Annotated in this window: 10 protein-coding genes; 4 read left to right on the forward strand and 6 right to left on the reverse strand. The window is 48.1% G+C overall.

Going from position 1 to position 14800, the window contains the following annotated elements:
* Nucleotides 1–82 precede the first annotated feature (82 nt).
* On the reverse strand, nt 83–1729 hold the full coding sequence (locus M1B78_RS10510; RefSeq protein ID WP_257940641.1) for an AMP-binding protein: 1647 nt from the start codon (nt 1727–1729) through the stop codon (nt 83–85).
* A gap of 21 nt (nt 1730–1750) precedes the next feature.
* The gene (locus tag M1B78_RS10515) at nt 1751–2326 is read right to left on the reverse strand and encodes a helix-turn-helix domain-containing protein (RefSeq protein ID WP_257940642.1); all 576 of its coding nucleotides are present in this window, start codon (nt 2324–2326) and stop codon (nt 1751–1753) included.
* A 424-nt stretch (nt 2327–2750) separates the two neighbouring features.
* On the opposite strand from M1B78_RS10515, the gene M1B78_RS10520 reads away from it, so the two are divergent.
* From M1B78_RS10520 to M1B78_RS10530, 3 genes are all read left to right on the forward strand, one after another.
* Nucleotides 2751–5918: a SusC/RagA family TonB-linked outer membrane protein gene (locus M1B78_RS10520; RefSeq protein ID WP_257930415.1), complete on the forward strand. Its 3168-nt coding sequence runs from the start codon at nt 2751–2753 to the stop codon at nt 5916–5918.
* Between the two features lie 21 nt (nt 5919–5939).
* Complete coding sequence (locus M1B78_RS10525) at nt 5940–7937, forward strand: SusD/RagB family nutrient-binding outer membrane lipoprotein (protein ID WP_257940643.1); 1998 nt, start codon at nt 5940–5942, stop codon at nt 7935–7937.
* Between the two features lie 212 nt (nt 7938–8149).
* Entirely contained in the window at nt 8150–8806 is a 657-nt protein-coding gene (locus M1B78_RS10530) for a hypothetical protein (protein ID WP_136010030.1), read from the forward strand.
* Nucleotides 8807–8868: 62 nt separating this feature from the next.
* Here the strand turns inward: M1B78_RS10530 and rpsO are convergent, their stop codons facing one another.
* Nucleotides 8869–9138: a 30S ribosomal protein S15 gene (gene rpsO, locus M1B78_RS10535; protein ID WP_016272369.1), complete on the reverse strand. Its 270-nt coding sequence runs from the start codon at nt 9136–9138 to the stop codon at nt 8869–8871.
* A 159-nt stretch (nt 9139–9297) separates the two neighbouring features.
* Here rpsO and typA point away from each other — a divergent pair, with 159 nt between their 5' ends.
* A complete protein-coding gene (typA, locus tag M1B78_RS10540; RefSeq protein WP_257940644.1) occupies nt 9298–11097 on the forward strand; it encodes a translational GTPase TypA in 1800 nt (599 codons plus the stop codon).
* Nucleotides 11098–11187: 90 nt separating this feature from the next.
* Here the strand turns inward: typA and M1B78_RS10545 are convergent, their stop codons facing one another.
* From M1B78_RS10545 to M1B78_RS10555, 3 genes are all read right to left on the reverse strand, one after another.
* On the reverse strand, nt 11188–11841 hold the full coding sequence (locus tag M1B78_RS10545) for a nitroreductase family protein (protein ID WP_257940645.1): 654 nt from the start codon (nt 11839–11841) through the stop codon (nt 11188–11190).
* Between the two features lie 145 nt (nt 11842–11986).
* A complete protein-coding gene (locus M1B78_RS10550; protein WP_176468360.1) occupies nt 11987–12841 on the reverse strand; it encodes a discoidin domain-containing protein in 855 nt (284 codons plus the stop codon).
* An 18-nt stretch (nt 12842–12859) separates the two neighbouring features.
* Nucleotides 12860–14782: a RagB/SusD family nutrient uptake outer membrane protein gene (locus tag M1B78_RS10555; RefSeq protein ID WP_257940646.1), complete on the reverse strand. Its 1923-nt coding sequence runs from the start codon at nt 14780–14782 to the stop codon at nt 12860–12862.
* Nucleotides 14783–14800: the final 18 nt, after the last annotated feature.

Here is a 14800-nt window from a genome sequence, read left to right on the forward strand (position 1 = left end):
ACAAAAAAGCCAACTAATTCGCAACATTTTGTGTATGAATTAGTTGGCTAATTTTATACTATCTACTGAATCTCCCTTATTATCACACAATCTCAATCCCCTGCTTCTTGCAAAGTTGTAATCCCAGGTCTTTCAACTTGAATTTCTGTATCTTGCCACTTCCCGTCATGGGGAATTCTTCGATGAAGAAGATATACTTGGGTATCTTGTAGCGTGATATTTTGCCGATGCAGAAGTCTCGTACATCCGATTCGTGCATATCCACTCCTTCGTGCAGGATGATGAAAGCGCCTACGGCTTCACCGTACTTTTTAGACGGAATACCGGCTACTTGCACATCTTTTACGCCTTCCAGTTGATAGAGGAACTCTTCTATTTCGCGCGGATAAATATTCTCACCACCGCGGATAATCATGTCCTTGATGCGCCCTGTGATGCGGTAATTGCCGTCCTCGTCCTTTACTCCAAGGTCTCCTGAGTGCAGGAAGCCGTTCTTGTCAATGACTTCGGCTGTAGCTTCCGGGTTTTTGTAGTACCCCTTCATGGTGTTGTAGCCGCGGTTGCACATTTCACCTTGTACGCCTATAGGACATTCTTCTCCGGTTTCGGGGTCGATGACTTTTACTTCCGTATGCTCAAAGTCGTGCCCTACGGTGTTGCAACGTACGTCGAACGGGTCGTCTATCCGGGTGGCCGTCATTCCGGGAGCAGCTTCGGTCAGCCCGTAAACGCTGGTTACCTTCATGTACATTTTCTCTTCCACCTGCTTCATCAGCTCTACCGGGCAGAGGGAACCTGCCATGATGCCCGTACGGAGGCTGGACATGTCGAACATATCGAACATCGGATGGTTCAGTTCGGCAATGAACATGGTGGGTACGCCGTAAAGCGCCGTGCAGCGTTCCTTGTGAATGGAAGCGAGCACTACCAGCGGGTTGAAGCGTTCCACCATTACTTCCGTGCAGCCGTGTGTCAGGCAGTTCATGGTGGCAAGTACCACACCGAAGCAATGGAACAATGGTACACAGACGCAGAGTTTGTCATCGGCGGTAAACTTCATGTGTTCACCGGTAAGAAAGCCATTGTTGGCAATGTTGTAGTGGGTAAGCATGACACCTTTCGGAAATCCTGTAGTGCCGGACGTGTATTGCATGTTCACTACATCGTGGCAGGTCACCTGACTCTTGAGCTCATTCAGGCGTCTGTCTTCTATATTGTCGCCCAAGAGGAGTATTTCGGTGGTATTGTACATGCCCCGGTGCTTTTCTTGGCCCACATAGATGACGTTTTTCATATAAGGGAAACGTTCGCTTTTCAGGTGTCCGCGCTGGCAGGTTTTCAGTTCCGGAAGCATGGTATAAGTCATCTGCACAAAGTCACTGTCCTTTTCGCCATTGACGATGCAGAGGGTATGCATGTCGGAGTTCTGGCAGAGATATTCCAGTTCAGACTGTTTGTAGTTGGTGTTCACCGTTACGTAGACAGCACCAATCTTGGCGCAAGCGTATAACAGAGTCAGCCAGTCGGGTACGTTGGCTGCCCAGATGCCTACGTGTGTTCCCCGTTCCACGCCGATGGCAATCAGTCCTTTGGCCATGTCGTCCACCCGGCGGTTGAACTGGCTCCAGGTGAAACGCAGGTTGCGGTCGGAGTAAACGATATATTCTTTGTCTGGTGTTGTCGCGGCCCAATGTTCCAACCATTGGCCGAGGGTGCGTTCGTATAACATGATGCGGAACTTTCCATTAATTTAAATTGGTGTATAAACTACTGCAAGTATCTTGGCTGCCTGTCCTTCGTAAGCGTGTACGTGGTGCGGAACAATGGAATCGTAATAGATGCTGTCGCCTTCTTCGAGCAGATAGGTGTTTTTGCCGTAACTGATTTCCATGGTTCCTTCCATCACCATGATGAATTCTTCGCCTTCGTGTGAGGAGAGTACAAAGTCATTGTCGTCCGTAGCGGCCACATCAATAATAAACGGCTCCATATGGCGGTCGGCTTTGGATTTGGAGAGTGAATGATACTCCATATGCTTGCGGCTGTGGATAGCATTGTTGGAGAAACTGATGCTGTTATGCGACTCGTTCTTACGGCAGACCACGGGACTGTTCTCATCTTGGTCGTCAAGAAAAGTTCCCAAACGCACCCCCAGCACGCGCGCTATCTTGATGAGAGGAGCCAGTGACGGGAGGTCAATGTTGTTTTCTATACGTTCTATCTGTTCGATGGCAAGTCCCGAACGTTGTGACAGTTCTTCCATGCTGATAGATTGGCTTTCGCGGAGCGATTTAATCTTTTCTCCTACAATTTTGCTGGTGTCCATAATGGTAATCAATCTCTAAGGTTATGATTTATAATTGTTAAATTGCAAAAATAAGAGAATCTTTGGCTTGTTGCAACATTCTTGGAAAAAAAAGTTTGTTTTGTGGCCGCAGCTCATTTAAAACAGACTTTTACGCTGGCTGCGTTTGAAAAAGGTATAAGATATGGAGGAGGTGCGGCTTAGGTATTTGCAGGACACTTATATATAATAAATGTATAGTCAGGCAATTTATTCATCTGGTTGTGCACAGTTATGTTGCGAAACGAAGAGTTTAATTCGTTAGACATCTGTCTAATGAGAAAAAATGGCGTTCGAAGATATTAAAAGACGGAAGGAGAAGCTAAAAGATGCGCGTTTTCTAATATGGAGTCGTGCAGATAAAAGTTCAAATAGGTTTCTATTAAGGAAACATACGACATTGAAAATGTTAAAACTGCTAAAATCAGTCAGTATGATGCTGTTCCTCATGGGGCTTTCCACCGGAGCAGCTTACGCAGTTTCCAATACGGGAACTGACGATGTGCGAATCACACAACAGAGTGCTACGTGTACGGGTGTCGTAACAGACTCCACAGGCGAAACCGTCATCGGTGCGTCCGTCGTGGTGAAAGGTACTACCAACGGTACCATTACCGGTCTCAATGGTGATTTCACTTTGAACAACGTGAAGAAGGGCGACATCATCCAAATCTCTTTCGTGGGTTACAAGACCATAGAAGTGGCTTGGGACGGCAAACCCATCAAAGTGAGCATGGAGGACGACTCTCAGACGTTGCAGGAAGTGGTGGTAACCGCCCTCGGCATCAAGCGCGAGAAGAAAGCGTTGGGTTACGCCATGCAGGAAGTGAAGGGTGACGCTTTGGTGGCTGCCCGCGAAACCAATTTGGCGAACGCCTTGAGTGGTAAGGTGTCCGGTGTGCAGATTATCCGTTCAAGTAACGGTCCTGCCGGTTCTTCTAAAATCCAGTTGCGTGGTGCCAACTCTGTGACGGGTACCAACCAGCCGTTGATTGTGGTCGATGGAACGCCACTGGATAACTTCACCGGCGCCGACAACAATGACTTTTGGAACCCATCTACCGATATGGGTAACGGCCTTTCGGATATCAATGCCGAGGACATCGAATCCATGTCAGTATTGAAAGGTGCATCTGCCGCCGCCCTCTACGGTTCGCGTGCCGGTAATGGCGTCATCTTGATTACTACCAAGAAAGGTTCGCAGAACCCGGGTCTGGGTATCACCATCTCCAGCTCTATCTCCATCGAGGACGTATTCATGAAGCCCGACCGCCAGATGCTCTTCGGTCAAGGTTCCGATGGCATTTATAACGCGCAAAGCGGTAGTAACTGGGGACCGGTCATCGACGGCAAGATGGTGGAGGACTGGGAAGGAAAGTCTGTTCCTTTCAAGTACTACGACAACGTGGGAAACTTTTTCAAGACAGGCGTCAACGCCACGGAGAACGTCGCTTTCTCGCAGCAGTACAACAAGACTTCCGTCTATACCTCTTTTACCAGACTGGATGACTTCTCCAAGATTCCGGGTGCAGACTACAAGCGTACCAATGTGACTACCCGCATTGCCTCTACCTTTGGTAAGGACGACCGTTGGAGCATTGACGGTAAAGTGCAGTACATCAACTCTTACGCCAAGAACCGTCCCATCTCCGGTCAGAATGCAAACAACTATTTCTATGCCATGTACTCCTTCCCGCTCACGATGGACATTACCCGCTTCAAGCAGGCTGTGGATCCGACGGACGGCAGCATGTACTGGTGGGCAAAAGGTAACAGCCGTAACCCCTACTGGTCCAAGGATCACAGTACTAACGAGGATAGCCGTAACCGTTTCTTGATGAACTACTCGATGAAATATCAGTTCACAGATTGGTTGAACGCTGAAATTCGTTTCGGCAGCGATATGTACTACACAGAAACCGAAACCAAGCTGACTTCCGGCGGACCGGATTCTGAAACAGGCCGTTACAGCGTGGGCGAACAGAAGTTCTATGAAAACAACTACAGCTTCTTGATTACTGCACAGAAAGACCAGGTGCTTGGCAAGTTCGGTGGCGTGGTTACCTTCGGTGGTAACTTGATGCAGCGTCGTTCGACGGGTATCAGTACCTCGGCAAGCGAACTCATTGTTCCCGACCTCTTCTGGATTACCAACTCCGAGTCTTCCAAACGTGACATTTCGCAGACCCTCTCTCATCGCAAGATTAACTCCTTGTATGGTACGTTTGGCGTAAATTACGACGGTTGGGTGTTCTTGGACGGTACGTTCCGTAACGACTGGTCTTCCACGTTGAGCAAGGAAAACCGTTCCTTCTTCTATCCTTCAATCAGTGCATCGTGGGTCATCAGCGATATGGTGAACAAGACGGGACACGAAATGCCTTCCTGGTTCACGTATGCCAAGACGCGCGTCTCTTTCGCACAGGTTGGTAACGACATGGACCCCTATCAGTTGTATAACACTTACTCCATCGGTTCCGATGGTTTCACTGGCGGTGTTACAGGCAATACAGGCGGCACCTTGTACAACGACAGGGTACGCAGCGAGCTGATTTCTTCTTGGGAAGCAGGTTTGGAAGTACGTTTCTTCAACAACCGTTTGGGCTTCGACTTCGCTTGGTATAAGTCGAACGCACGTCGCCAGTTGCTGAACATGCCGATGAACTCACTTTCCGGTTACAGCCAGTATAAAATCAATGCCGGTGACATCCAAAACACAGGTATCGAAATCATGCTGAATGCCACTCCGGTGCAGACCAGAGACTTTACGTGGGATACGCAGGTGAACTTCTCGCAGAATAAGAACAAGATTATCGAACTGGAGAAAGGCATCGAGGAATATCGTCTGGGCGGTTATGACAATCTGAAAATCATTGCCAAGGCTGGCGGTAACTACGGTGAAATCTGGGGTACTACGTTCACGCGTGTGACCGATAAGAGCAGCCCTCACTACGGCAAACTGTTGCTGAATTCCAGCGGTCTGCCCCAAGGCAATTCACAGATGACGAAACTGGGTGACCAGCAGGCTACTTGCCTGGTAGGTTGGACCAACACTTTCACTTACAAAGGATTCACGCTGAGCGCATTGGTTGATGCCCGTTTCGGCGGTAAGATTTTCTCCGGTACCAACCGTGCCCTGCAATCCAATGGTACGGCAGCTTGTACCGTGGTGGGCGGCAAGCGTGAGAAATTCGTGGTTGACGGCGTGATTGCCGACGGAAACGGCGGATACAAAGTGAGCGATGTTGAGGTGACTCCGCAACAGTACTGGGCAGCCGTTACCGGCTCAACAGGTAACCTGGGTATCGGCGAGGCAAACCTTTACGATGCCTCCAACATTCGTTTGCGTAACCTCTCCTTGAGCTACGCTTTCCCCAAGAAGATGCTTTCCAAGACTCCGTTCCAGCAAATGAAGCTGGGTGTTTCCTGCAACAACGTATGGATGATTAAGAGTCACCTGAACGGTGTTGACCCCGAATCAGTCTTTGCAACAAGCACCAATGCTACCGGTTTCGAGAATATGTCTTCTCCCACTTCACGGACATACTTGTTTAATGTAACCCTTGGTTTCTAATCCTATAATATCAGAATTACAATGAAAAAGATAAATAAATATCTCTATGGGTTCCTGTTGGGAACCATGACTGTCGGGTTGGTTGCTTGTGACGACTTCGACGAAATCAATCTGAGCCCTTCCGCTGCCGGTGCGGAAAGCATGCGCCCGGACTACCTGCTTGCCACCTCTTTCCAGAAAGCACAGCAGAACCCGAACGACAACGAACGTGTATTTGTTTACAATTGGGCTTCTATTGCCCGCGTCATCGGTGAAAATACCTTCGGATGCGCCGCCCGCTACAGCGACGAGTACAACGGCTGCCTTTACAGCTTCTCGTCCAACTCCATCAGTGCAGCCACCAATGCCATCAAGCTTGTGGACGAAAACGAGGCTGCCGGAAACTACAACGAGCGTGAGAAGAAATATAACAACAATATACGGCAGATTGCCCGCATCTGGCGTTGTATGGTCATTGCGGACTTCACCGATTGCTTCGGCCCTTACCCGCTGAACGCTTTCCAAGGTGTGAACCCCACGTTCAACAGCGTACAGGAAGTATACGACTTCATGCTTTCCGAACTGAAGGACGCACAATCCAAATTGGTGATGGATATTGATATTAGCGAAAAGGAGTCCAAACAGGACGCGGCTTTCAAACTGAACCCGACGAAATGGCAGAAACTGGCGAATTCCCTCCGTCTGCGCTACGCCATGCGTCTCTCCGAGGTGGATGCGGCAAAAGCCAAGAGCGAGTTTGAAGACGCTGCTCGCAGCGCGTTGCTGACAGACAACGCTGATTTGTTCGGTTTCCAGGAATATGGTGGATGGAGCGACTGGGAAGGTGTTTACAACCGTCCGTGGGATGACAATGTCATCTCTCAATCCATGGTCAACATCCTCACCGGTATCGGCGGCATCAAGACGGCGGAGAGTTACAATGCCATCACCGAAAGTACGGCCGACATCACTCCTTACGTGAAGCCCATGAACTACATCGGTCTGGAATTCAAGAACCACTATCCTGAAAATACGGATAACCCGATGAACTACCAATGGCTGGATGGTGTGCCCGAATCGGTTGACCCCCGCGCCTTCGTGCTCTACAACCTGCCGAACGATGCAACGGCAAACACTTACAGTGACGAGGCCAAGCAGACGGTGGCAGAAGAGGGTAATTCAAGTTATAAAGAGCGTGGTATGCTGGATACAGACGGAGAAACTTATACTTGGGGAAAAATAAACGCTACATTGACCTTCAATGGTGCGCTTTCCGGTGTAAGAACCGCTTGGAGTCCGACATTCAAGTTCAACGAAGTGGTGGTCAATAGTTGGAACACTTGCTCTTTCCTGAGCGAGAAGTATCGCAACAACTCGAAGGCACGTATCTGGTTCGGTCCGTGGGAGACTCACTTCCTGCTGGCTGAAGCTGCCGTTCGCGGATGGAGTGCCGGTACGGATGCCAAGACGGCTTACGAGGCAGGCGTTACCTCCAGTTTCGCTTATCACGGACTGGAGCGTTATGCAAGCGCATACTTGGCTTCGGAAGTATACAATCGTGTAGGTACATCGGCAAGTTTTGACCACACCGCAGAACCCGTTGACTTCGAGGCTGACTATGTGGACGGCTATACCAAGACCGCCGGCAAGAAAATGTATCACTATCCCGATGCTTCCAAGGCTCTGTACAAGGGTCACAAGCTGAACGATGCCCTGTCGAAGATTATCACGCAGAAGTATATCGCCAACACTCCTTACGGTGTGGTTGAAATGTGGAACGATCGCCGTCGTTTGGGGCTGCCGTTCTTTGAAGTGCCTGGTGCAGAAACCGTATTGACCGGTTCGGATATGGACAACGCAAAGACTTACGACCCCGTTACCCAGTCTTGCAAGAACGGTCAGACATGGGGTATGTTCACTCAGCGTATGCGCTACCCGACCTCTTTGGAAAATGCGGACGTGACCGAATACAACCACGCGTTGCAGCTCCTCGGTGGAGAGAACAACATGATGGTTCCGCTTTGGTGGGCTATCAAGTAAGATTGAGATAGAATAGGAAAAGGAAGGGGGTATCAGAACAAACTTTCTGTTTCCTTTTGATTAGGCACGGATTACACGGGATACACGGATTGGCAAAAGAAAAAAATCCGTGTAATCCGTGAAATTCGTGCCTGAGTTCTATCATTATGTTAGTCTTTCTTCATTTCGACACACCTAAATGTGTCTGAAAAGGTATACTTTTATATATGACAATGAAAACAAGAGCACTTTGCATTGACTTGCTGGTGGTATGGGGAAGCGTTATGCTTGCCAATGCCCAGCAGTCCACAGGCTATTACTTCAAAGAATTCACCGCCGGGAAAGTCCTGTTGAGGAACCGGCAGTTTGCCAAGGGCAAGTTTAACTACGATTGCATCAACAAGGAGATGCATTTCCTGAACGGAACGACGGACATGGTCGTAGAGAATCTGGATGACATCGACACGATAGCCGTGGACAAGCATCGTTTCATTCCGTTTGGAGGACATTTCCTGGAAGTGCTGACCGACCGTAACGCCACTCTTTTTGTCGACTGGAAGATACTTCCGAAAAGTGTAGGGAAAAAGGGAGCCATGGGAACCGTCACCCAAGGAAGCGTGCAGGCGATTGATGTCAACGCGCGCTACCAGCGTGTCAACGGCGAACAGGACCTGGACCTTTCTGTCTATAAGATGGCAACGGAGAACACTTATTATATATGTGTAGAAGGCAAATGGAAGAAATTCAGGAACGCGAAAACCTTGTTGGCACTTTTCCCTAAAGGGAGGCAGCAGGAGATGAAAGCGTTCATGGAGCGTGAGAAAGTCGACTTTGAGAATCCGAAAGAGATATTGAAAGTGCTCGTTGTGCAATCAGCATGGAATGAATAAGAAGAGCGGGAAACTTCCCAAAGGGGACTTCCCGCTCTTTCAATGGTTTTGGCGCAAGTAGATTACTTACGTAAGCCGAGTTCTTTGACGATAGCACGATATCTGGTGATGTCGCGGTCCTTCAGGTAAGTCAGCAATGCACGGCGTTTACCTACCAACATAGTCAAAGCTCTTTCTGTACTATAATCCTTTCTGTTGAGCTTAAGGTGCTCAGTCAGATGAGCAATACGGTAGGAAAACAAAGCTATCTGAGCCTCAGCTGAGCCAGTATCAGTGTTAGACTTTCCGTATTTGCCGAAGATTTCTTGCTTTTTAGCAGCGTCTAAATACATAATGTTTAATTAAAAGTTATTATAAATTATTCCCTTTCGGGGCTGCAAAGATAGGGATAAACTTTTATATCACAATGATATTCAGCAAAAAAATCATATCTATACTGCATATCTAATCCAAAATCACTAACTTTGCCGCCTGAAAATAATAGGTATTATATGCAAAATATTAGAAACATTGCAATTATTGCCCATGTAGACCATGGGAAAACGACGCTCGTTGACAAGATGCTTTTGGCCGGAAACCTTTTCCGCAGCAATCAGAGCACAGGTGAATTAATGCTGGATAATAATGACCTGGAGCGTGAACGAGGTATAACGATTCTTTCCAAGAACGTTTCTATCAACTACAAGGACACCAAGATTAACATTATTGATACTCCGGGACACAGTGACTTCGGAGGTGAAGTGGAACGTGTATTGAATATGGCGGATGGATGCATCCTGCTTGTGGATGCTTTCGAAGGTCCTATGCCGCAGACACGGTTTGTATTGCAGAAAGCCCTGCAAATTGGCTTGAAGCCTATTGTTGTTGTGAACAAGGTGGATAAGCCCAATTGTCGTCCCGAAGAAGTGTACGAGATGGTGTTCGACTTGATGTTCAGTCTGGAGGCTACCGAAGAACAATTAGATTTTCCCGTTGTCTACGGTTCGGCCAAGAACAACTGGATGAGTACCGACTGGCAGCAGCCCACTGATAACATTTGTCCGCTTCTGGACTGTATCTTAGAGAATATTCCTGCTCCCGAACAGTTGGAGGGTACACCGCAAATGCTGGTTACTTCGCTGGATTATTCTTCGTATACTGGGCGTATTGCTGTGGGCCGCGTGCATCGTGGCACACTGAAGGAAGGTATGAACGTGTCTTTGGCAAAACGTGATGGGAGTATCGTGAAATCAAAAATCAAGGAACTGCATACGTTCGAAGGTATGGGCCGTGTAAAGGTGCGGGAAGTATCTTCCGGTGACATCTGTGCGTTGGTAGGTATCGAAGGATTCGAAATTGGAGATACAATCTGCGATTTTGAAAATCCGGAAGCGTTGCCGCCCATTGCCATTGACGAGCCTACGATGAGCATGCTCTTCACCATCAATGACTCCCCGTTCTTCGGCAAGGAAGGCAAGTTTGTTACTTCCCGCCACATCCACGACCGTTTGATGAAGGAGCTGGACAAGAATCTTGCCCTTCGCGTGCGCAAGAGCGAGGAAGACGGCAAGTGGATTGTTTCCGGCCGTGGCGTGCTTCATCTTTCCGTATTGATTGAGACTATGCGTCGTGAGGGATATGAGTTGCAGGTAGGGCAGCCGCAGGTAATCTTCAAGGAGATTGACGGCGTGAAGTGCGAACCTATCGAAGAGTTGACCATCAATGTTCCTGAAGAATATGCCAGCAAGATGATTGACATGGTGACCCGCCGTAAGGGTGAAATGGTGAAGATGGAAAGTACCGGCGAACGTGTAAACCTTGAGTTCGACATGCCGTCACGCGGTATCATCGGTCTGCGTACCAACGTGCTGACTGCTTCTGCCGGAGAAGCCATCATGGCGCACCGTTTTAAGGAATACCAGCCCTATAAGGGTGAGATTGAACGGCGTACCAACGGTTCTATGATTGCCATGGAGTCCGGTACGGCTTTTGCCTATGCCATTGACAAATTGCAGGATCGCGGTAAGTTCTTCATCTTCCCGCAGGAAGAGGTTTATGCAGGGCAGGTAGTGGGCGAGCACTCTCATGACAACGATTTGGTGATTAATGTTACGAAGTCCAAGAAGCTTACCAATATGCGTGCTAGTGGTTCGGACGACAAGGCACGTCTGATTCCTCCCGTACAGTTCTCTCTTGAAGAGGCTTTGGAATATATCAAGGAGGATGAGTATGTAGAGGTTACTCCCAAGTCCATGCGTATGCGTAAGGTTATTCTGGATGAGATTGAACGTAAGCGTGCCAACAAGAACTGATAAATAGAAAATTTTTTAGTTGCTATAATACGATAGGAGTGCCCTGCCGAAAGGTAAGGCACTCCTTTTTTGTTGTCATTCAAACGGGAATCAATCTATGAATTTTACTTTTGCCGCATTGCGGGATTTGGCGGCAGGCGCCTCATCCGGATAGCCGAAAGCAATGCAGTAAAGCAGCTGGTATCCTTCCGGAATATCCAGTCTCTTCAAATATTCGGCAGCAGCCGGAGTAGAGGTCATGAAGCGCGTAGGACCGCCCAAGCAGCAAGAACCGATTCCCATGGACCAAGCTGATAGAATCATATTCTCACCCATCAGTCCGCAATCAATTTGCGAAAGGTCATATGCCAGGTCATTGGCAATAAATACCACTGTAGAAGCATTGCGGAACATGTTCTTGAATTTCGGGTCTTCGGCGGCTTTGGGATTTTCCTTCTTGTAGATTTCCGTAATGCCGTTGATGAAATCCGGGTTATCCACTACACGCACTTCCCACGATTGCTTGTTCTGTCCGTTGGGTGCATTGATACCGCAATCCAGGATAATCTGCATGGTGTCGCGGTTCACGGCTTGTGGTTTGTACTGGCGGATGCTGCGGCGTGACATAATGGTTTCAATCACCGCACTTGCTTTGCTTTCATCTACATTAGACTTCGTTGTTTGAATCTCTTTCTGAATTTGGGCACCACAACTGCAAAGTAGGAATAAACTTGCACCTGTCAACATTTGTTTGATACGTTTCATATTGTCTTGATAATTGGTGTTTGCAAATCTAGTAAAAAGGGATAATAAATCAGTGCAAATCCGGCAAAAAGGGGAAGAAGGCTCCTTGTAAGCCCTCTTCCCCTCCCAATGATTTTAAGATTTAAATTGAAGGTGAAGATTGTGTCTATTCATTCGTATCCGGTGCTTCCGGGTCTTCAACAGTAACCGAATAGAACTTGAATATGGACATAGTCCAGAACACGCTCTTTGAATTAGTTTCGTTGACTACAATACGTATCTGTTTAAACGGTTGTTCCACATCAAACACTTCCGAAGCATAGGTCCCGTCACCGGCAATGCCGTCAGCCTCTTTGGTGAAGTTCTTTATCAAGAACCACTCGTTGCCATCCATGCTACCCATCAAATCAAAATCTGTAGGTCTGTTGTTGGCATTACGCGGCGCGTATTCAAATCTATAAGCTTCCGTAATTTCTTTCTTCAAGTTTACTTGCAACCAGTGCGGTCCCGGAATCTCTACACTCCATGCCGTATGGAAGAATGTACCTGTATTTCCATCCAGCAAATTGGCGATAGGACCTTCGCTGGGTTCCTGCGCGTTTGTAGATAAATCAGCGGCAGTCAACGCAATTTGTGTGCTGACGTAAGTCGGCTCTGCCGGCTCTGAAACCTTTGAAATGCTCTGTAAGGCACTTCTGTCGCCCGTGGCGCTGACACTCTGCACCGTAAAGTTATACTCCCCGTATTTGGCGCGAGTATCCGGGATTTCGATGCTGTTTGCATAGACGCTTGCGGTACGCATCACATCCTTTTTCAACAATGGATCGTAATACTTCACCTCAATATAACGGATATTAGACTCTTCTGGAGTGTTCCAGCGCAATATAATGCAGCCCGGAGTACTTTCGGCTGTCAAATCAGTGATTTCACCCGGAGTAATACCGCTCTCGTTGTCGCAGCTGGTGAGCAGGGCAGCTCCGGAGAGGAGCAACCCTACAAAATATTTAAGTGTATTTTTCATTTTCATACTGTTTTTTCATTAATAACCAGGATTCTGAACCAGATTCAGATTTCTGTTGACATCTTCCACGGGGACAGGCATCAGATATTGAGTGGGGCTCTCGAATTTGCGTTCAAAAGAAACTTCTGATTCTTGTGCGAATTCTTCAATATTCTTACCCAAAATATTCATACCTTTTGCTTTTACACCGAAATGACGCTCGGCATCCTTCCAGCGGCGCAAATCCCAGAAAGTGTGATTCTCCAGATAGAACTCGATAGTACGCTCTTGACGCACAATCTCACGCATCTTGTTCTGGTCTAATGTGGCAATGCCATTCCAGGAAGTTTCCACATCAGGTATGCCGGCACGTTTACGAACTTCGTTCAAATACTTCTTGGCATTGGACAAATCGTTGCATTCCACACAAGCTTCGGCATACCCCAGATAAAGTTCGGCCAGACGGATTACCGGCCACGGATAAAATGGAGGATAGTACAGAGATGTACGTACACTATAACCCGGCACTACTCCTTTCTTGTTCAGGTATCCGGTAGGTGAATAGTTGTTTGTGCGCAACGTGCTTCCTTCCGGCTGGCGTGAAGTGTTGCCGCCAATCACAAAGTCACAGACCAATTTGCCCTGATTGACAGCCAAATTGTATTTCTGGTAACTTGCATCAGCATCATAAGCGCCATTGCCGTCCGTGGCGCTCAGAATTTCATAGAAACCTCCTTGGAAGGCCACCCAAGCGTAGAAACGGGGTTCGCGATTCAGATTGAACCGGATGGTCTGTGCTTCAGGATCACCGATGCTTGCATTCTCCTCGCCCAAAGTGGTCGATTCATAAATGCTGTTGCCTTTCGGGAAAGCCGGATCCGCATCAATCGGCAGACCGTTTTCGGTATAGAAACGCTTCAGCATGGCAAGTGTCGGAGACACGCCATTGTATGCCGAACCATTGCAGAAAGGCAAAGACTTGTTCTGTATACTGTAAGCACCTTCCGAGCGGCAATCAGCCCAAATCACCTCGTTATTGGCAGGCTCGATTACCGTATAGCGCAACGTGTGCTGCACCGGATCTACCGGTTCCACGTTATCAAAACCGTCCAACATATAGTCCGTTTTCTTGTAGAGCCCGTATCCGGCAGCTTCTGCCACACGGATAGCTTCTTCGTATGCGCTCTTGGCTTTCTGCCATTTGCCGGCATCGTATGTAAGAGGCATCAGTGCGTTGCCGTCCTTATCTTTAAAGTCGGCATAGAACTCACTGTTTCCATTGAACAAAGGAGATGCTGCATAAAGCAACATTCTGGCTTTGATGGACTTGGCAGCCACACTGGTGGCCAGCCCGTAATGCTCGTTGACGCGGGTGGCGGGCAGGCCTTCGGCCGATTCGTCCAGCATCTGGCATACATAGTCCACACACTCGTCATAGGAAGAACGGGGCGAATATTGGTCGGCAGGTGTAATCAGTGAAGGCTCTTCCTTTACCAGAATTACCGGACCATAGCTACGCACCAGCAAGAAGTGATAGTAACCTATCAGGAACTTGGCTTGGGCAATGTAATCGGCCTTGACGGATGCCTCCAATGCCGGAACCTTGTCAATGTTGTTTAATAGGATGTAGCACTGCTTGATTCCTTGGAACAAAGAGTTCCAATAGGAAATAACCGGACGGGAAGCGGAATAGTTTCCTTTCGGAAAAGAAGCGAATGTTTCATGCTCAAATGCTGTTACCACCTCATCAGCGGTAAAAAGATCGAGAGACGAGGTGCCGTTTCTCGGATTGGGGATATAAGCATAGCAAGAATAGATGAAACGTCTGGCTGCTTCCTTGTCCTCAAACGCATCTTTTTCTGTAGCTTTTTCATCGGGAACCACGTCCAGATAATCGCACGAAGACAAAACACCCAACAGCAAACACGCCATCACGATGAATATTTTATAGAACTTTTTCATACTGTTCATTTTTATCGG

The sequence above is a fragment of the Bacteroides muris (ex Fokt et al. 2023) genome (assembly GCF_024704895.1).
GTDB classification, from domain to species: domain Bacteria; phylum Bacteroidota; class Bacteroidia; order Bacteroidales; family Bacteroidaceae; genus Bacteroides; species Bacteroides muris.